We start from the raw sequence: 18,285 nt of genomic DNA, 5'->3' as shown, positions 1-18,285 counted from the left end.
CCGGCCGCACAGAGCCGGCGGCCCCTGCACGCGCCTCCAGGAGACAAACCCATGCGCCCCCTCATCCGCAATCCCTTTGCCCAGACCCTTCTCGCCGCCGCGCTGTCAGCGGCCAGCCTTGCCGCCCTGGCCTTCCCCAACAAGCCCGTCACCATCGTCGTTCCCTACGCGGCCGGAGGCTCCACCGACGTGCTGGCCCGCGTGCTGGCCGAGGCCATGACGCGCGACCTGGGCCAGCAGGTCATCGTCGAGAACCTGGGCGGCGCCGGTGGCACCATCGGCACCAGCCGCGTCACACGTGCCCAGGCCGACGGCCACACCCTGCTGCTGCACAACATGGGCATCGCCACGGCACCCGCGCTCTACAGCAAGCTCGCTTTCGATGTGAGGCGCGACCTGGAACCCATCGCGCTGGCCGGCGACGTGCCCATGATCCTGGTGCGCAGCAAAGGCTTTGCGCCCGCCACGCTGGCGGACTTCATCGCCCACATGAAGGCCAAACCGGGCGAAGTGCGCTTCTCGCATGCCGGCGTAGGCGCCACCTCCCACCTGTGCGCCATGCTGCTGCTGCAGACCACCTCCACCGAGGCCACCCTGGTGCCCTACCGTGGCACGGGCCCGGCCCTGCAGGACCTGGTGGCAGGCAATGTCGATGTCATCTGCGACCAGCCCGTGGCCACCGGCCCGCACATACAGGCCGGCATGCTCAAGGGCTACGCCGTCGCCACGCGCGAACGCCTGCCCTCCCTGCCCGATGTGCCCACCTTCGCGCAGGCCGGCCAGCCCGGCTTCGAGCTTGCCGTATGGCACGGCCTCTACGCCCCGCGAGGCACGCCCCAGGCCATCATCGAGCGCCTCAACAAATCCCTGCGCACCGCCCTGTCCGAGCCCGCCCTGGTCAAGCGCTTCACGGACATGAGCGTCATCATCCCGCCCGCAGACCGCCTCACCCCCGACGCCCTGCGCCAGCACACCGCCGCCGAAATCAAGCGCTGGGACCCGGTGATCAAGGCTGCGGGGGCCAAGGCGGAATAGAGGCGCAGCAAGGAGCAGGCAGGCCAGGAAGATAGGTGCGCTGAGCAGGGCACAAAAACCCGACGCAGCCCAAAGCCTGGGACACCGAGCGAGGGCCGCCCCGCCGCGAGGGTGTCGTCCCCCTCCCGCGAAGCGAGAGAGGGGGAAGCCGCGCAGCGGCTCAGGGGGTGACGATCATTTTTCCATCCACCACTGGATGACGATCTTGGCGATGTAGCCGACAAAGCCCACGCCCAGGCCCAGGAAGATCACGAAGGTGCCGAACTTTCCTGCCTTGGACTGGCGCGCCAGCTGCAGGATGATGAACACCATGAAGAGGATGAAGGCCCCCACGCCATAGGTGAGGAAGAAATGGGCGATCTGTTCTTCTGTATACCCGAATATCACGACAACACCGTCCTACATCCTCCCCTGCAGGCCCGGCCGGTCCGGGCCCGCCCGGCTCAACGCGCCGGAAAGGCCGACGCATCAACCAGATCGCGGTACGCGTGCCAGCTCGCGTGCCCCAGCAGGGGCATCACGGCCACCAGTCCCAGCAGCCAGCTGCCCAGGCCCAGCAGGGTCAACAACACAATGAGGGCGGCCCACAGTGCCAGAGGCACAGGGTTGGCCAGCACGGCCAACCAACTGGTCAGCACGGCCTGGCGCACCGTCACCCGCCTGTCCAGCATCAGCGGCATGGCCACCACGCTGGACGCAAAAATAGGCGCTGCCAGAAAACTGCCCAGCGCCAGCCATATCGCAAACAACTGCCCGTCGCGGGCCAGCACCACGTGCTGCACGAAATCCGCCGGGGTGGCGATGCGCACGGGTGAGAGCACGGTGATCAGCGAGGCCGACACCAGCACCCAGCCCGTGGCCGCCAGCGACAGCAGCAGCCCGAACTGCACCAGGCACCAGTAGCCGCCCTGCCCCTCGGCCTTGGACGCATGGCCGCTTTGCCAGCGCATCCAGGTGATGCGCACCAGGGACAGGTCGGCGCGCTCGCCGCGCTCCAGCGCACGGCTGATGGCGTAGAGGCTGGTTGCCACGACAGGGCCGACGATCAGGAACCCCGACAGGGCCCCGGCCATCAGCCAAAAGCGATTGTGCCCCAGCGTCAAGATCAAAAACCCGATCAAGGTCAAGACCAGGCCATGTGCCAGGCTCAGCAAGGGCGCCCTGGCCATGTCGCGCGCGCCACGCGCCAGCCAGCTCAGGGGGTGTTTCCAGCCGATGCTGCGCACGGCGGGGAGGACGGGGGGGTGGAAGAAAGCGGTGCTGTGGCTGGTGGGCATGGCATGGCGCGGCTTCGCGAGCAGGCAGGGTCAGCTGTCAGCCAGCCCCTGGCACAACTGCGCAAGGCTGGCCACCGTGACGTGGGGCGTGGACCCCTCGTGAGGCCATGCTACGCCCGTGCGGTTGAGCCAGACTGCGTGCATACCCGCATCCATGGCGCCCAGCGCATCGAGCCGCGCGTCGTCGCCAATGTGCAGCACCTCGTCAGGCGCCACGCCTGCCGCCGCCGCCGCCGCGTGGAAAAAGCGCACATCGGGCTTGGCCATGCCCGCCTTGGTGGCGCTCAGCGCGGCATGGAAATGCTCGCCAATGCCCACCACGTGCACGCTGGCGTTGCCGTTGCTCAGCGCCACCACGGGCCAGCGCGCGGCCAGGAACTGCAGGGCGGGCAGCGCGTCCTCGTACAGGTCCACGCGCTGGCGCTCGGCAAAGAAGATGTCGAAGGCCGTTTCCGCCAGGCCGCCATCGTCGCCATTGCGCTGCAGCGCCAGGCGGATGGACTCGCGGCGCAGGCCGCTCAGGTCGTGGGCAAGGTCCGGGCGGTCACGCTCGATCTGCACGCGGATGGCGCGCAGGGTGGCCACGTCGCGCAGCGCTGCGGCCGTGGTGGGCGCATGGGCGTGCAGCCAGTCCAGCAGCACCTGTTCGGCGCGCGAGATGGCGGGCCATACGGGCCACAGCGTGTCGTCCAGGTCGATGGAAATGGCGCGGATGCGGCCGCTGCGGCGCAGCTCCTGCAAGGCGGCCAATGCAGGGTCAAGAGAGAATTCGGCGAGGGGGGCGATGGTGGCTTGGGACATGGTTCGAGCATAGCGAAGGCAGCCGTTGCCGGCAGCAGCCGGGTCATCCGACTCGCGTGGCAGGCGGCTCCGTCCTGCCACAATCGGCCCCATGCCTTCCCGCTTCGCGCCAGAACCTCCATTCCGCCACGACCAACCCCAGCGCACCGCCGTGCTGCTGTGCAACCTTGGAACGCCCGATGCGCCCACGGCCCCGGCCGTGCGCCGCTACCTGGCGCAGTTCCTGGGCGACGACCGCGTGGTCGAGATCCCCAGGATTGCCTGGCTGCCCATCCTGCACGGCATCATCCTGCGCACGCGGCCGGCCAAGTCGGCGGCCAAGTACGCCACCGTCTGGCATGAGAAGGACGGCTCCCCCCTGCAGCACTGGAGCGCGCGCCAGGCCCTGCTGCTGCGCGGGTGGCTGGGCGAGGCCGGGCACAACGTGCTGGTGCGCCATGCCATGCGCTACGGCAACCCGTCCATCCCCAGCGTGCTCGATGCCCTCAAGGCCGAGGGCGCCACGCGCATCCTCATCCTGCCGCTGTACCCGCAGTACTCGGGCACGACCACGGCCAGCGTGTTCGACGCGGTCTATGACTGGGCCCGCACCCAGCGCCATATTCCCGAGCTGCGCTTCGTCAACCGCTACCACGACGATGCTTCCTACATCGACGCGCTGGCCCAGCGCATCGAGGCCCATTGGCGCAGCAACGGCCGTGGCGAAAAGCTGGTCATGAGCTTTCATGGCGTGCCCGAGCGCACGCTGCACCTGGGCGACCCCTACCACTGCGAATCACGCAAGACCGCCCGCCTGCTGGCTGAGCGCCTGGGCCTGTCGCCCTCGCAATACCTGGTGACCTTCCAGTCGCGCTTTGGCAAGGCCAAATGGCTGGAGCCCTATACCGAGCCCTCGCTGATCGAGCTGGCACGCAGCGGCACCAAACGGGTGGACGTGGTCTGCCCCGGCTTCACCAGCGACTGCCTGGAAACGCTGGAGGAAATCAGCCAGGAAGCGCGCGAGGCCTTCATGCATGCCGGTGGCGAGCAGTTCGAGTTCATTGCCTGCCTCAACGACAGCGCGCCCTGGATCACGGCGCTGAGCCGCATCGCCCAGCAGCATATGCAGGGCTGGCCCACGCAGAAGGCGCCGCAGGCCGAACTGGACGCCAGCCTGGAGCGCGCCAAGGCCGTGGGCGCACAGCGCTGAGGCCGTTCTGCATCTTCTGCACCGCGCCATATAACCCTGCCTCATGAGCAGAATGCATAAGCGTCTTTGTATATAGATGCTGCAAGCGGGACAATTGCACTCCAGTTGCTTGTTCCGCCGGTCTTCCATGACCGGCCCCAGCCATCATGACCAAGACATTTCTTCCCTCGCTGCGCCTGGCAGTCCCGCTGCTGGCGCTGGGCCTCGCCTGCACCGCCTTCGGCACGGCCCAGGCCGCCGAACCCCTGCTCACCCCTGCCGGCGTGCAGGCAGCCGCCGGCCAGGACGCCGTGCGCATCATCGACATCCGCGATCCCAAGGCCTATGGCGAGCGCCACATTCCCGGTGCGCTCAACGCCCCCTACGGCAAATGGCGCGGTCCCGCCACCAACCCCGGTGAACTGCCCGAGCTGCCCAAGCTCACCGAACTCGTGCAGTCCCTGGGGCTGACGCCGGCCACCCACGCCATCGTGGTCTCCACGGGCGCGGACGCCACCGACTTCGGCGCCGCAGCGCGCGTGTACTGGACGCTCAAGCTGCTGGGCCTCAAGGAGCTGTCCGTGCTCAACGGCGGCATGAAGGCCTGGAACGAGCAAAAGCTCCCGCAGGACAACGAGGCCGTCAAAGTGGCCCGCAGCAGCTACCAGCCCCAGCTCGACACCAGCCTGATCGCCACGCGCGAGGACGTGGGCCAGCACGTCAAGCTCAGCAACGCCGCCCTGGTGGACTCGCGCCCCGACGCCTTCTACCAGGGCAAGACGCGCGCGCCCGCCGCCAAGCTCTCGGGCACCCTGCCCGGCGCGCAGCAGCTTGACTTCAACCAATGGTTCGTGCCCGGCACTTCCACCTTTGTCGATACCGCCACGGCCAAGCAGATCGCGGCCAAGGTCAAGCGCGAGCAGGGCCAGGACATGGTGGCCTTCTGCAACACCGGCCACTGGGCAGCCACCGACTGGTTCGGCCTGTCCGAGGTCGCGGGCCTGCCGGGCGTCAAGCTGTATGCGGGCTCCATGGTGGACTGGACGCAGCAGGCCGATGCGCCGCCCATGGCCAACCAGCCCGGCCGCGCCGAATCCCTGGCCTACGACGCCAAGCAGTGGTGGGAAAAAAAGTTCAAGTAAACACCCCCTGAGGCGCTTGCGCGCCTTCCCCCCGTGGCACGGCGCCTCTCTACCCGCTCCGCGGGGGAGGGCGACTGCATGGAGAAAAATGATATGAAACGACTTCCTCTTGCGGCCATCCTGGCCGTTTTCTTTGGCTGGCTGCTGTGGAGCGTCTCGGTGCGCCAGGCCGCGCTGTTCGCCGTGGGCCTGGGCCTGGGCGCGGTGCTGGCCGGCAAGCGCTTCGGCTTCACCACGGGCTGGCGCATGCTAATCGAGGACAAGGACGCCAGCGGCGTCTTCGGCCAGTTGCTGCTGCTGGCGCTGGCCGCCGCCCTGGCCATGCCGCTGCTGGGCCACTATCCCGAACTCACGGCCGCCCTGGGCCCGCCCAGCATCAGCCTGCTGGTGGGCGCCTTCGTCTTCGGCCTGTGCATGCAGATCGCGGACGGCTGCGGCAGCGGCACGCTGTACAAGGCCGGCATGGGCATTCCCATGAATGCGGCCATCCTGCCCGTGTTTGCCATCGGCAGCTTCCTGGGCAGCCTGCACCTGGGCTGGTGGCTGGACCTGGGCAACACCCAGCCCGTGGGCCTGGTCACGGCCTGGGGCTGGGCCCCTGCCCTGCTGGCCACGCTGGCGGCGCTGGCCGTGGTCGCGCTGGGCGTGGCCTGGTATGTGCGTGGCGCCAACGTGGCACTCAAGCGCCCGGCCAAGCCGCTGTTCGTGCGCAAGTGGGTGGTGGGTGCCGTGCTGCTGGCCGTGCTGGCCACGCTCAACCTCGTCATTGCGGGCCAGCCCTGGGGCGTGGTCTACGGCTTCGGCCTGTGGGCCGCCAAGATCGCCAACGCCACGGGCGCCGTGGACCTGGCCGGCAACTGGTTCTGGAGCCAGCCCGGCAACGCCGCGCGCCTGCACGAGACCGTGCTGCTGGACGTGACCAGCATCACCAACATCGGCATCCTGGGCGGCGCCCTGTGGGTGGCTGCCGCCAAGCCCGTCAATGCCAAGCCGCTCACGGGCACGCAATGGATGGTGGCCCTGGTGGCCGGTCTGGTGCTGGGCTACAGCTCGCGCCTGGCCTTTGGCTGCAACGTGGGCGCCATGCTCTCGGGCATCTCCACGGGCAGCATCCACGGCTGGATCTGGGTGCCGCTGGCGTTTGCCGGCACCATCTTCGGCCTGCGCATCCGCCGCCACTTCAATTTCTGAGAGGACCCGCCATGACACAGCAAAACACCCTGCGCGCGGTCTTCTGGGCCGTGCTCGTCCTCTTCCTGGCCTGGGACCACCTGCACTCGCCGCCCGTGGACCTGCGCTTCGAGGCACCGCTGATCGCGGCCGGCTCGGGCAAGGCAACGCAAGGCGGGCACTGCTCGATGCCGGCGGGCAAATAGGTCTGCTGATGGCAGGACCTCACGACTGAATTCGCCTGAATGAAAAAGCCCCTTGGCAGTGCCAAGGGGCTTTTTTGCTTCGCACGCCCCCTCAGGAGCAGGTTTCATTTGTCTTGAGCGATGACTCTCAGCAACTCGATGATCTTCTTCCTTTGCTCTTCTTCCACCGCCGACTGCCGGACCCTGAAAACAACGTAGGGGATGATGCAAAAAGCACAGGCCATAGCTGCAAGTGCCGCCTCTTGCGGTGCTCCCTGGACGCCAATGGTTGAGAGCATGAAAAAGACACCCATCGCGGCGCCGATGTAGACAACGTACTTCATATTTCTTCTGGAACGAACCTGAGACAAGGATAAAAAATTGAACTGCAACGGGTGAGACGAGGAAGCTGCCTATTTTTGATCCCATCCGACGACATACCCGTCATCCACCGTGATACGCAGCCGATACCGGTTCCGGCCTGAGGGCTGGTACTTCCACACCTGACGATGTCTCGTCTTCATGACCTTGGAGTCGATGTCGACTGGGTTTCCAAGCGAATCGCATAGCTGCTCCTCTGTCTGCCCCTGCCAGAACATCTTTTTCATGATGCGCTCGACAATGTCCGCATCGCCGTACTTCTCCATAAGCCGCGCCCTCTTCTTCTCATTCAAGACATGCGCCAAATAGAAATATCCAACAGCGCCAAGAATCAAGAGAATCAGCAATGTCATGACCATGCCCTCATTCAAATGAACGGCAATAGTAACAAATTAAAACATTGAAGCATGGCGCGCTTCAGGCACCAGCAAACGCTAGGTGACCATCCTGCATCTTGGCAAGCGATAGGGCGAGGAGCGCATCAGAGAGAGCAAGGACCACTTCAGGTCCAGCCCGCTGACGTCTCTACCAGAACAGACGACTCGTTATCAACTTCGTGTGAACGTTAACGTTTTCTCGCACTCAATCCGGCAGCAATCCGAGGACCTTCAGCCACTACGGCACGCTGGGCGCCGGCCCCTCGTCCGCGCTGGCCGTCACGGGCAGCGGCGCGGTTTCCACGTCGAAGCCAGCCGCCTGCCAGGCCTTGAGGCCGCCCACCAGCGGGCGCACATTGGCAAAGCCGGCGCGCTGCAGCTGGCGCGCCAGGCGGGCGGCGGATATCTCGTTGGGGCAGTCGCAGTAGATCACCAGCCCGTGGGGATGGTCGTGCTGGGGCAGCAGGTGCGCATGCGACTCGCCGCCATCGCGCGGGCGCAGTTCCCAGGACTGGGCGCCGGGGATATGGCCCTGGCGGTACTGCGGCAGGGCGCGCACATCGATCACCGTGGGCTCCATGCCCTGGGCATGCAGGCCCGCCAGCTCGCGCACCGACATGCGCGGCATGCGCAATGAACGCACCATGCGATGGCGCTGCCACCACTTGCGCACGATGAACAGCCCCAGCGCCACGCCCAGCAGCAACAGGCCCCACTGGCCCAGCGCCGTGAGCACGCCCAGCAGGTCTTCCACCGTGGAGCTGAACAGCGAGCCCAGGTACACGGCCGAGCCTACCCAGATCAGCGCGCCCAGCCCGTCATACAGCACGAAGCTGCGCAGCGGTGTGCCCATGACGCCGGCCAGCGCGCTGGCGATGGAGGCAAACCCCGGCACGAACTTGGCCACCAGCAGCGACCTTGCGCCCCAGCGGCCGTAGACGGTTTCGGTCTGGCGGATGCAGGCATCGGGCGACAGCGAGATGCGGCAGATGCGGCCCAGCACACGGTGGCCGTAGGCCTTGCCGGCCTGGTACCAGAACAGGTCGGCAATCAGCGCCGCGCTCACGGCCACGGCCACCAGCCACAGCAGGCGCACCCAGTCAGCGCCTTCCAGCGCCCCGGTCACGACAAGCACCGGGTAGGCCGGAATCGGCGCACCCAGCTGCTCGACGAACACATTGAGAAAGACGATGCCGAAGCCGTACTCGCGGATCAGCTCCACCAGAAAACCCATGTCAGGCCTCTCTTGCCCAGACGGTGCCCGCACCCGAAAAGAAGGCGAGGCTGCACCCGTCGCAAATGCTAGCGCGGCAGCAACATCCGCGCCCGGCCCGGGTTGATGCTCAGCCGCGCTGCAGATGCTCCAGCACCCATTGCCAGTGCGCGGGCACGTTCAGCGCCGGCGCATGGCCGCAGCCGGGCACCTCCTGCCAGTGCAGCAGGCCGCGCGCACCGGGGCCGCGCGTGGTCATTTCCCGAGCCACCTCGGGCAGCACCAGGTCCGAGTCCACGCCCCGCAGCAGCAGCACGGGGATCTCCAGCGCGTCGTAGTGCGGCCAGATGCCGTAGTCGTCGTCATGGGCCGTGAACTGCTCGATCATGGCCGGGTCGTAGTGCGGCGTGACGCGCCCATCGGGCAGGCGGCGCACGCTGGTCTCGGTGAGCTTGCGCCACTCGGCCTCGCTGAGCCAGCCATAGGGCCGGTAGGCCTGGCGAAAGAAGGCCTCCAGCTCGCCCACCGTATCGAAGGCCGGGGGCTGGCCCGCATAGGACCTGATGCGTGCAAGCGCTGACTCGGCCAGCTGCGGCGCATTGTCATTGAGTACCAGCGTCGCAATGCGTGCGCGCAGCGACGGCTCGAACAGGCCCGAGGCGCAGACCGTGCCGATCGCCCCGCCCATGGACGTGCCCACCCAATGCGCGCGCTCCAGCCCCAGCGCATCGAACAGCCCGCGCGCAATGCGGGCGTAGAAGCCCAGCCGGTATTCCTCGCGCGGCGCGCGGCTCCACTGGCTCAGGCCCCGGCCCGGCGTGTCGGGGCAGATCACGCGCCAGCCCTGGCCTGCCAGGAACTGCGCCAGTGCATCCATATCACGCCCCGTGCGCGCCAGCCCGTGCCAGGCGACGACGGTGCCCGCTGGCGCCACATCGGGCGCGGGCTGCCAGTCCATGTAGTGGATCTCGTAGCCCGCGCATTGCGTGTAGCAGGAAGCGGGTACGGGCGCGGATGAGGAAGATGCTTTGGAAACCATGGGAGAAATCTCTGCGGTGCAGGAGCGGCCGGCCGCCTTGGCCGCCGGCCGCTCCAGGGCCTGGCTCACTCAGGAATGCGGATCAGCCCGTCGCTGACCTCGATGGTGTTGGCCGTGCTGGGCCGCGCCACGAAGGGCGGCACCTGGGCCGCCGTGATGGCGGGCGCCGCGCCCGGCTGGCCGCCGCGCGGCGTGGTGCGCACCACCTGGCTGGCCGGCAGTGCCGTGCTGCTGCGCAGGTTGGCCCACACGGCATCCATGGCCTGGTTGAAGTACGGATGCAGCGGCACAAAGCGCGTGTCGAAGCCGGAGAACGGCAGGAAGGCATCGAAGTGCTGGGCATTCACCACCTCGATATAGCGCAGCCGCGTGTTGCTGCCGTCCAGCCCCCGGTTGAGCACCGTGTAGGCGCGCGCATTGTGGTTGACCGGCACCAGCGCATCGCTGCGGCCCGCCACGATGATGGTGGGCTTGCCGCGCAGCTTGGCGGTGTGCAGCACCTCGGCAATGCCGGCGCGCACGGCGTCGCTCTGAGCACGCGTGGGCACGCTGCTTTCGGAGAGATTGAAGCCCGTCACCGGATCGAAGCCCGTCACCAGCGCGTGCTGGCACAGCGCGTTGTCCAGGCCCAGGTCGGCCACGCGCGTGGAGGGCGACACGGCAAACTGCCAGGCCTTGGCCCCGCCCACCGAGTCGTTGTAGACCACCGTGGCGGGCGTGCCGTTGGCCGTGCCATTGGCCGTGGCAAAGCTCTGGGCCAGCGCGGCCCCCGTGGCGGGCACCACGTCGCCCGTGGCATTGGCGGCCGCAAAGCTGGTGCGGCACAGGTTGGCATCCACGCCAAACCGGCCATAGGCCATGGTGTACATGGCCGACAGGATGGGGCCGTTGCCCAGCGCGTAGTGGGCGTTGTGCATGCGGTCGTGGTCACGCGTCCAGCCGTACAGGCGCAGCTTGCTCAGCGCATTGGCGGCGCGGTCGGCCGTGGTGCTGCCAATGACCAGGCCCTTGGCGGCCAGGCTGGTGCAGCGTGCCTCGGCCCGCGCCGTCATGGCCGTGAGGCCTATGTAGTTGAAGATGGATGTCTCGGTCAGCGCCGCATCGGGCGCCAGCGCCGCGCAGGGCTGGTAGATGTTGCCGTAGGTGGTGTACTCGGCCAGCGTGCGGCCCGGGTTGGGCATGGTCGCATTGCCCACGGCAATGGTGTAGCCCTGGCGCGTGGGCATCTCGGTCACGGGTTCGGAGGCCACCACGCCGTCGATCAGGCCGTCCGCATCCAGCTCGGCCGCACGCAGCACGGCCGCGCCGCCGTTGGAGGCCGAGCCCGCCAGCACCAGCGTGTTGTCCTTGCCGAAGGGCACGGGGTCCTGCGTGGTGCCATAGCGGGCATTGAGCACGTACAGCGCATAGCGGGCCGCGGCCAGCGTGTCATTGCCCCAGTCCTTTTCAGGGTTCTGCTGGGAGTGCGCGTGCTTGATGGCAATGCGGTTGGGAAACGCCGCGTTGTAGGCGGCGCGCGCCGCATCGGTCAGCCGTGCGGCAAAGAAGGACAGGCTGCCCGCATCCGTGCGCGTGGCGCGTGTGCCGTCCAGCTTGTTGACGGTGTCGTCGCTCAGGTTGTGCAGGCCCACGCCCTTGCCCGCATCGGTCAGCGCCACGGCGCAGCCCTTCTTCAGGCCCCACTCGCCCGCCGTGCCGATGGCGCCATACACGCCGCGCGAGCCAGAGGACGGGCCCAGCACGATGCAGGGCCGGTTGCGGTCAAAACTGTCCGGCACCTGCACCGCCACCATGGTCTGCTTGCGGCCCGTGCCGTCGTCCAGCACGGCCAGGTACTCGCGCCCGGGGATCAGCCCTTCGCCCGCAGTCACCTGCCCGTCTGCCGTGATGTTGGGGCCGTACAGCGTGCCGTAGCCGCCGCCCGCCGTGGGGTCCAGGATGCCCCGGTAGTTGGAGTACAGCGCATTGCGCCGCAGCTCCGCCGCCGTGGGATTGGCAGGGTCCGCGTACAGGGGCGCAGCTGCGGCGCCCAGGCCGGTCTTGCCCAGGCCGCCCGTCAGCAAGTCCTGCGTGGCCGCCGTGGCGCCCGTGCCGGTGGCCGTGGCCGGATACACCGTGGCGCCCAGCTCGGTAAAGCCCTTGGGCAGGTCGTTGCTGGGTTCATGCTCGCCGCTGCCGCAGGCCGCCAGCGCGGCCGCCGCAACGGCGGTGGCCGTCCAGCGCCAGGGCTGCGCCCGCCTTGTGTCTCGCCCATCCATCAATGCCACACCTTCACGCTTGAACATGCTCATCTCCTTTTGATATTTCTCTGATGCACGAATGCGCCACAGGCTGGTCAAGCCTTGGCAGCGGGGGAACGCAAACGGCCCACGACCCCGGTGGGAAAGTAATACACGGACAGTACAAACAGCAAGCCCAACCACAGCAGCCAGCGGTCGGGCGACAGCAGCGCGGCCAGCCAGGGAAGCGCCTGGGCCGACTCGCTGGCCACGCGCAGCAGGTCCTGCAGATAGCTCTGGGCGATGAGGAACAGCACCGAGCCGATCGCCGCGCCATAGATGGTGCCCATGCCGCCGATCACCACGATCAGCAGGCAGTCCATCATGATCTCGAACGACAGCGAGGTATCGGGCCCGTTATAGCGCAGCCACAGCGCCAGCATGGCACCGGCCACACAGGCGAACAGGGCCGACAGCACGCTGGACAGAGTGCGGTACACCACCACCCGGTAGCCGATGGCCTCGGCACGGAACTCGTTCTCGCGGATGGCCTGCAGCACGCGGCCGAACGGGGAATTGACGATGCGCAGCAGCGCCAGCACCAGCACCACGGCCAGCACGAACAGCAGGTAGTAGGTGATGATGCGCCCGTCGATCAGCACGCCCAGCACCTCGTTCTCGAAGGGCTCGAAGCTGGGCGACAGCCACTCGGGCAGCTTGAAGCTCAGCCCGTCCTCCCCGCCCGTCCATTCCGACAGCTGCGAGGCCAGCGTCTGGAACGCCGCCGCCACGGCCAGCGTGATCATGGCAAAGAAGATGGCCCGCACCCGCAGCGAGAACAGGCCGATGGCCAGCGACAGCAGCAGTGACACCAGCAGCGCCGCGCCGAGGCCCAGCGCCAGCGCGCCCCAGCCCGCACCCATGCGCGACGATGCAATCGCCACGCCATAGGCGCCAATGCCGAAGAACATGGTGTGCGCAAAGCTCACGATGCCGGTGTAGCCCAGCAGCAGATCGAAGCTGGCCACCAGCACCACGAAGATCAGCACCTTGGCCGCCACGTTCAGCGCCTTCACGCCAGGGAACACGAAGGGCGCCGCCGCCAGCCCCACAAAAATCAACAGCAGCAGCACCGCCAGCACGCGGCTGCGCGGCATGTCGCCGGAAAGCAATCGGTTGAGCATGTCGATCACTCCTTCAGCGGTTCGCCACGGGATAGACGCCCTGCGGGCGCCACAGCAGGATGGCCACCATCAACGCAATATTGGAGAACAGCGCCACCTTGGGCACCAGGAACCCCGTGTAGTTGGCCATCAGCCCCACCAGCAGCGCGCCGATCAGCGCCCCGCCCGTGCTGCCCAGCCCGCCGATGATGATCACGATGAAGATCAGCACATTCACCTGCGCCCCCATCTGCGGCACCACGCTCTGCTGGTACATGCCCCACATCACCCCGCCCAGCCCGGCCAGGGCCGAGCCCGCCACGAACACGCCCACGAACAGGCGGCGCACCCGGTAGCCCAGGGCCTCCACCATCTCGCGGTCCTGCACGCCCGCGCGGATCAGCAGGCCGATCTTGGTGCGCGACAGCGTCCAGGCCAGCAGGGCAAACACCGCCAGCCCCACCAGCACGGCCACCACGCGGTACTTCTCCACGGCGGCATCGCCCAGCAGCCAGGCGCCCTTCATGCCCTGGGGCAGCGGCAGCGGAATCTGCTGCGGGCCCCAGATGAGCTTGATCAGCTCCTCGCCGATGATCATGCCGCCCATGGTGATCAGGATCTGCTTGAGATGCTGGCCGTACACGGGCCGCACGATGAAGCGCTCGAACGCCAGCCCGATGGCGCCCGCCACCAGCATGGCCACCACCATCGCCGGCAGCACGGCCAGCAGGTTGCGCCACAGCTGCTCGGAGCCCGTCCAGTCGCCCATGGCGCCCAGCACGCTGGTGGCCACGAAGGCGCCCAGCGCGATGAACACGCCGTGGCCGAAGTTCAGCACATCCATCAGCCCGAACACCAGCGTCAGCCCCGAGGCGATGATGAACACGATCATCCCCATGGCCAGCCCCGCCACCGTCAGCGTCAGCCAGGTCGAGCCTGAGCCCACCAGCGGCAGCGCCACCAGGGCCAGCACGGGCACCAGCAGCAGCGGCTTGAAATCCACATCCAGCTTGTTCAGCTTGTTCATAGCGAAAGCCCCAGCAGCGACTGCTGCAACGCCGCGTCTGCCGAGAACTCGGCCATGCCGCCCGCGTGCACCACGCGGCCGTTGTCCATCACCGCCACGCGGTCGCCCAGGCGGCGCGCAAAGCCCAGGTTCTGCTCCACCAGCACAATCGTCGTGCCGCCCGCCTTGAGCTGGGCGAAGGCCGCGATCATGTTCTCGATGATGGCCGGTGCCAGGCCCTTGCTTGGCTCGTCCACGATCAGCAGATCACGCGGCTCCACGATGGCGCGCGCCACCGCCACCATCTGCTTTTGCCCGCCCGACAGCTTGCCGGCCGGGTGGTTCCAGAACTTCTCCACGGCCGGGAACATGCCGAAGATCCACTGCAGCCGCTGCGCGTCCATGCGGTCGGCGTGCGAGGCGCCGCGCGCGGCCAGCAGCAGGTTTTCCTGCACCGTCAGGTCCGCGAAGATGCCCATGTTCTCGGGCACATAGGCAATGTTCAGCCGCGCGATCGCCGGCGTGGGCAGGGCCGTGATGTCGGCCCCGCCAAAGGCGATGCGCCCCTGGCTGGCCCGCCACAGGCCCATGATGGTGCGCAGCGTGGTCGTCTTGCCCGCGCCGTTGCGCCCCAGCAGCATGGTCAGCTGCCCGCGCGGCACGGCCAGGTCCACGCCATGCAGGATGTGATAGGCCCCGATATGCGTGTGCACGCCCGACAGTTCGAGCAGGTTGGGGTTTGGGTTGAGGTTGGCGGCAGCGCTCATGCGGCCTCCTTCACGGCGCCCTGCTCCGACACCACACCCAGGTAGGCCTGCTGTACCACAGGCGAGGCAATGACCTCGGCCGGCGGCCCATCGGCCACCAGCGTGCCATTGGTCAGCACGATGATGCGGTCGGCCAGCTCGCGCACCACATCCATCTTGTGCTCCACCAGCAGGATGATCTTGCTGCGGTCCTGCTTGAGCTTGCGTATCAGGTCCAGGATCACCGGCGCCTCGTCATGGCTCATGCCAGCCGTGGGCTCGTCGAACATATAGACCTGGGGTTCCAGCGCCATCAGCAAGGCCACCTCCAGCTTGCGCTGGTCGCCATGCGGCAGCGCGGCCACGGCCTCGTCGCGCCGGGCGGACAGGGCCACCTGGTCGAGGATGTGCAGCGCCCGCTGCGTGAGCGCGCGGTGGTCGCTCCAGATGCTCCACAGGTTCAGGCCGCGCCGGTGCGGCCCCTCGTCGCGCGCCTGCACGGCCAGGCGCACGTTCTCCAGCACGCTCAGGTGCGGGAACAGATTGGTGAGCTGGAACGCCCGCCCCAGCCCGGCCCTCGTGCGCGCCGAAGGGGCCAGCCCCGTCAGCTCGCGCCCGCCCAGCAGCACGCGCCCGGCAGTGGCCTTGAGCTGCCCCGAGATCAGGTTGAAATACGTGGTCTTGCCCGCCCCGTTGGGACCCACGATGGCCGTCAGCGTGCCCGGCTCGAAAGCGCAGCTCACGCCGTTGACGGCCACATGGCCCCCGAAGCGGATGGTCAGATCTTCTGTGCGCAACATTGCTCAGCGGCCGTTGCGGATGGGAACCTGCATCTCCTCGGGCTTGATCTCGCGCACCAGCTCGGGCACGCCCCAGGCCAGCGCCGGGTCCACGCGGATCTTGAAGTGGTACATGCTCTGCAGGGCCTGGTGGTCTTCCTTGCGGAAGGTCATCTGGCCCTTGGGCGTGTCGAAGCTCATGCCCTCCATGGCCTTGATCAGCGTGTTGGTCTTGGTGTCTCCACCTGTCTTCTTGAGCGCCGTCACGATGGCCATGGCCGCAGAGAAACCGCCCGCCGTGAAGAAATCCGGCGGCGTCTTGTACTGCTTGTAGTGCATGGACACCAGCGCCTCGTTCACCGGGTTCTTGGGAATGCCGTAGTAGTAGTACGTGGCGCCCTCCATGCCCGGCAGATTCTTGTAGGCCGCCATGGCGGGCAGGATGTTGCCGCCCGTGGCGATCTCGATGCCGTAGCGCTTGAGATCCATGTCCGCGATCTTGAACGGATTGCCCGCCCCGGCCCACACGATCCAGATGATCTTCCGGCCCGGCTGGTCCTTGAGCTTGTCGATCAGCCGCTGCGCCCCTGCCGTGAAATCCGTGGTGGCGGCAGGCAGGTACTCCTCATGCGCCAGCTTGCCCTTCTTTATGGAATCCTTGAAGGCCTTCACCCCGTCGCGGCCGAAGGCGTTGTCCTGGGCCAGCGTGGCAATCGTCACGCCCGCCCTGTCGATGGCCACCGCATTGCTGATGGCGTCCTGGCTGGAATTGCGGCCCGTGCGGAAGATGTACTTGTTCCACTTGTCGCCCGTGATCGAATCGGCCACGGCCGGCTCCACCAGCAAAATCTTCTTGTACTCCTCGGCCACCGGCAGCATGGCCAGCGCCACGCCGGACGACGTGGGCCCCACGGCCAGATCGGCCTTGTCATCGGAATACGCCGTGGCCAGCAGGCTCTTGCCCAGGTCGGGCTTGCCCTGGTCGTCCTTCTCGATCACCACCAGCTTTTTGCCATTCACCGCCATGCTGCCGCCCGTGGCGTACTCCAGCCCCATCAGCAGCCCCGCCTGGGTCTGCTTGCCATAGGCCTCCAGCGCGCCGGTCTTGCTGTAGACGTGGGCAATGCGGATCTCGCCCTGCTGGGCCATGGCGGCAGGAGCCGCAGCGGCCATGGTGGCCATGGCGGACAGTGCGAGGGCGGAATGCAGGAAGGGGCGGCGTTGCATGGTTTGTCTCCTTGGGTTGGCGGCTGGGCTGGCGCCCGCTGCTTTTGTGGGGAGGGACCATGCATGCTTTGTGCCAGGCAGGCCCAGGCGGGCCAAGCAGGCGCAATGGCGGGCACGGGCAGAGCACGGGCAGCGAGTGCCCGACTATTGAACAGATTCAGTGTCTTGATTTCAGACAGTTGCCTGAATCCGATACAGGGCAAACCATGAACCCCTGGCACCCCTGGCATCTTCCTCTGTGCGTGGCCACGCAGGGCATCAGGCCTTGGCGAGCCGCTCCTTTGCCAGCTTCGTGCCTTCTGCCAGCGCCTTCAGCTTGCGCCACGCCACGTCCCGGCCCATGGGCGCCAGGCCGCAGTTCGTGCAGGGGAACAGCCGCTCCTTCGGCACGAACTCCAGTGCCCGGCCGATGGTGTCCGCCACTTCCTCGGGTGTCTCCACCACGTCGCTGGCCACATCGATCACGCCGACCATCACGTCCTTGCCGGCCAGCAGCCTCATCAGGTCGGGCGGCACATGGGAGTGGATGCATTCCAGGCTCACCTGGTCGATGCGGCTCCTGGCCAGCGCGGGAAACACCGTCTCGTACTGGCGCCATTCCTCGCCCAGCGTGCTCTTCCAATCCGTATTGGCCTTGATTCCGTAGCCGTAGCAGATATGCACGGCCGTCGTGCAGGTCAGGCCCTGCGCTGCGCGCTCCAGCGCCTGCACGCCCCAGTCGGCGGCATCCTTCATGTAGACATTGAAGGCGGGCTCGTCGAACTGGATGATGTCCACGCCATCGGCCTGCAGCGCCAGGGCCTCCTGGTTGAGCAGCTCGGCAAAGGCGAAGGCCATCTTGACCTTGTCGCCATAGAAGCGGTCTGCCACGGTATCGACGATGGTCATCGGGCCGGGCAGCGTGAACTTCAGCTTCTTCCTGGTGTGCGCACGCGCCAGCTGCGCCTCGAAGGCATGCACGCGGCCCTTCAGGCGCAGGGCGGCGACCACCTGCGGCACCATCGCGTCGTAGCGGTTGTCGCGGATGCCCATCTTCACCTTGTTGTCGAAGTCGATGCCCTCCACCTGCTCCAGAAAGCCATGCACGAAATGCTGGCGCGACTGCTCGCCGTCGCACACGATGTCCAGGCCTGCATCTTCCTGGGCCTTGATCCACAGCAGGGTTGCATCGGCCTTGGCCTGGCGAAGCGCATCGCCCTCGGCCTGCCACTGGGGCCAGAGCTTGTTGGTTTCGGCCAGCCAGGCTGGCTTGGGCAGGCTGCCGGCGATAGAGGTTTCAAACATCGGAGAATTCCTTCAAGGCAAAAATGGGTGGTGCCAGCGTACTTCAGGACCGTTGTCCCAAGCCGCTGTGCAA

General features: G+C 67.3%; 19 protein-coding genes. 5 read left to right on the top strand and 14 right to left on the bottom strand.

Translation table 11 applies throughout. The annotated features are described in order from the left end of the window. Positions 1-51 precede the first annotated feature (51 nt). A complete protein-coding gene (locus AC57B5_RS00720) occupies positions 52-1,035 on the top strand; it encodes a tripartite tricarboxylate transporter substrate binding protein BugD (RefSeq protein ID WP_496398512.1) in 984 nt (327 codons plus the stop codon). Between the two features lie 174 nt (positions 1,036-1,209). Here the strand turns inward: AC57B5_RS00720 and AC57B5_RS00715 are convergent, their stop codons facing one another. Genes AC57B5_RS00715 through AC57B5_RS00705 form a run of 3 tightly spaced genes read right to left on the bottom strand, consistent with a single transcriptional unit; the run spans position 1,210 to position 3,113 of the window. Continuing rightward, positions 1,210-1,422 (bottom strand): DUF2788 domain-containing protein, encoded by a 213-nt coding sequence (locus tag AC57B5_RS00715; RefSeq protein WP_012204482.1) that lies wholly within the window; start codon positions 1,420-1,422, stop codon positions 1,210-1,212. 56 nt (positions 1,423-1,478) lie between these two features. Next, positions 1,479-2,312 (bottom strand): DUF2189 domain-containing protein, encoded by an 834-nt coding sequence (locus AC57B5_RS00710; protein ID WP_496398511.1) that lies wholly within the window; start codon positions 2,310-2,312, stop codon positions 1,479-1,481. A 30-nt stretch (positions 2,313-2,342) separates the two neighbouring features. After that, positions 2,343-3,113, bottom strand: a complete 771-nt coding sequence (locus AC57B5_RS00705) for an HAD family hydrolase (RefSeq protein WP_496398510.1) — start codon at positions 3,111-3,113, stop codon at positions 2,343-2,345. Between the two features lie 91 nt (positions 3,114-3,204). Here AC57B5_RS00705 and hemH point away from each other — a divergent pair, with 91 nt between their 5' ends. The 4 genes from hemH to AC57B5_RS00685 all read left to right on the top strand — a co-directional run bounded on the left by hemH (position 3,205) and on the right by AC57B5_RS00685 (position 6,799). Beyond that, positions 3,205-4,302: a ferrochelatase gene (hemH, locus tag AC57B5_RS00700; protein ID WP_071954862.1), complete on the top strand. Its 1,098-nt coding sequence runs from the start codon at positions 3,205-3,207 to the stop codon at positions 4,300-4,302. A gap of 146 nt (positions 4,303-4,448) precedes the next feature. Beyond that, entirely contained in the window at positions 4,449-5,423 is a 975-nt protein-coding gene (locus tag AC57B5_RS00695; protein ID WP_197942923.1) for a sulfurtransferase, read from the top strand. Between the two features lie 93 nt (positions 5,424-5,516). After that, entirely contained in the window at positions 5,517-6,614 is a 1,098-nt protein-coding gene (locus AC57B5_RS00690; protein ID WP_047218325.1) for a YeeE/YedE thiosulfate transporter family protein, read from the top strand. A gap of 11 nt (positions 6,615-6,625) precedes the next feature. Next, positions 6,626-6,799, top strand: coding sequence for a hypothetical protein (locus tag AC57B5_RS00685; RefSeq protein WP_012204476.1), 174 nt, complete (start codon positions 6,626-6,628; stop codon positions 6,797-6,799). 104 nt (positions 6,800-6,903) lie between these two features. Here AC57B5_RS00685 and AC57B5_RS00680 read toward each other — a convergent pair whose 3' ends face one another. The 11 genes from AC57B5_RS00680 to AC57B5_RS00630 all read right to left on the bottom strand — a co-directional run bounded on the left by AC57B5_RS00680 (position 6,904) and on the right by AC57B5_RS00630 (position 18,212). Then, on the bottom strand, positions 6,904-7,122 hold the full coding sequence (locus tag AC57B5_RS00680) for a hypothetical protein (protein ID WP_197942922.1): 219 nt from the start codon (positions 7,120-7,122) through the stop codon (positions 6,904-6,906). A gap of 69 nt (positions 7,123-7,191) precedes the next feature. Then, positions 7,192-7,512: a DUF2845 domain-containing protein gene (locus AC57B5_RS00675; RefSeq protein WP_197942921.1), complete on the bottom strand. Its 321-nt coding sequence runs from the start codon at positions 7,510-7,512 to the stop codon at positions 7,192-7,194. A 262-nt stretch (positions 7,513-7,774) separates the two neighbouring features. Continuing rightward, positions 7,775-8,770 (bottom strand): rhodanese-like domain-containing protein, encoded by a 996-nt coding sequence (locus AC57B5_RS00670; protein WP_012204475.1) that lies wholly within the window; start codon positions 8,768-8,770, stop codon positions 7,775-7,777. A 109-nt stretch (positions 8,771-8,879) separates the two neighbouring features. Then, the gene (locus AC57B5_RS00665) at positions 8,880-9,788 is read right to left on the bottom strand and encodes an alpha/beta fold hydrolase (RefSeq protein WP_141834023.1); all 909 of its coding nucleotides are present in this window, start codon (positions 9,786-9,788) and stop codon (positions 8,880-8,882) included. A 65-nt stretch (positions 9,789-9,853) separates the two neighbouring features. After that, entirely contained in the window at positions 9,854-12,046 is a 2,193-nt protein-coding gene (locus AC57B5_RS00660; protein ID WP_197945238.1) for a 3-hydroxybutyrate oligomer hydrolase family protein, read from the bottom strand. A gap of 77 nt (positions 12,047-12,123) precedes the next feature. Beyond that, the gene (locus AC57B5_RS00655) at positions 12,124-13,191 is read right to left on the bottom strand and encodes a branched-chain amino acid ABC transporter permease (RefSeq protein ID WP_197942920.1); all 1,068 of its coding nucleotides are present in this window, start codon (positions 13,189-13,191) and stop codon (positions 12,124-12,126) included. Positions 13,192-13,204: 13 nt separating this feature from the next. After that, positions 13,205-14,197, bottom strand: coding sequence for a branched-chain amino acid ABC transporter permease (locus AC57B5_RS00650; RefSeq protein ID WP_197942919.1), 993 nt, complete (start codon positions 14,195-14,197; stop codon positions 13,205-13,207). Further along, positions 14,194-14,943, bottom strand: a complete 750-nt coding sequence (locus AC57B5_RS00645; RefSeq protein WP_197942918.1) for a branched-chain amino acid ABC transporter ATP-binding protein — start codon at positions 14,941-14,943, stop codon at positions 14,194-14,196. Before AC57B5_RS00645 ends, AC57B5_RS00650 begins: the two co-directional genes overlap by 4 nt. Further along, the gene (locus AC57B5_RS00640; protein ID WP_197942917.1) at positions 14,940-15,722 is read right to left on the bottom strand and encodes an ABC transporter ATP-binding protein; all 783 of its coding nucleotides are present in this window, start codon (positions 15,720-15,722) and stop codon (positions 14,940-14,942) included. The genes AC57B5_RS00645 and AC57B5_RS00640 overlap by 4 nt, the downstream gene beginning before the upstream one ends. A gap of 3 nt (positions 15,723-15,725) precedes the next feature. After that, the gene (locus AC57B5_RS00635; RefSeq protein WP_183018491.1) at positions 15,726-16,928 is read right to left on the bottom strand and encodes a substrate-binding domain-containing protein; all 1,203 of its coding nucleotides are present in this window, start codon (positions 16,926-16,928) and stop codon (positions 15,726-15,728) included. A 258-nt stretch (positions 16,929-17,186) separates the two neighbouring features. Then, a complete protein-coding gene (locus tag AC57B5_RS00630) occupies positions 17,187-18,212 on the bottom strand; it encodes a methionine synthase (protein ID WP_034391642.1) in 1,026 nt (341 codons plus the stop codon). Positions 18,213-18,285 lie beyond the last annotated feature (73 nt).

The sequence above is a fragment of the Delftia sp. BGA-UO-ETr-SB1 genome, assembly GCF_059567865.1.
Note: the sequence above shows the minus strand (reverse complement) of the source record. Positions and strands in the feature narration are given on the sequence as shown.